The sequence below is a fragment of the Variovorax sp. 01N429 genome (assembly GCF_056399425.1).
The window spans coordinates 1-389 of the sequence record NZ_JBFTRG010000199.1 but is presented as its reverse complement, the minus strand read 5'-3'; the positions used below and the strand labels follow the sequence as shown (position 1 = coordinate 389).

Annotated in this window: 1 pseudogene; it reads right to left on the bottom strand. The window is 75.1% G+C overall.

Going from position 1 to position 389, the window contains the following annotated elements:
- A pseudogene (locus AC1DSF_RS31240) lies at positions 1–389 on the bottom strand (pyridoxal phosphate-dependent decarboxylase family protein); the annotation flags it as partial.

The window sequence follows — 389 nt, the reverse complement described above, 5'->3', positions numbered from 1 at the left end:
TTGCAGGGTCGCGTTGACGACGGGGTAGCCGGGCCAGGACGCGGATGCGAAGTAGCCGTGGCGGCGCAGTTCGGCGTCGCGGAACAGCACGACGGAGGCGCCCTTCGGGGTGTACGCGTACTTGTGCAGGTCGACGGACAGCGACGTCACGCCGGGCACCGCGAGCCCGAAGTCCGGGATCGCGCTGCCGGGCAGCCGGCGGGCGTGGCCGAGGAGCCAGCCGCCGATGCACGCGTCGACGTGGCACAGGACGCCGCGCGCGGCGGCGTGCCCGGCGACGGCGGCGACCGGGTCGAGGACGCCGTGCGGGTAGGACGGCGCGGAGACGACGACCAGCGCCGTGCGGTCGGTGATCGCGGCGGCCATCGCGTCCGGGTCGGGAGTGAAGG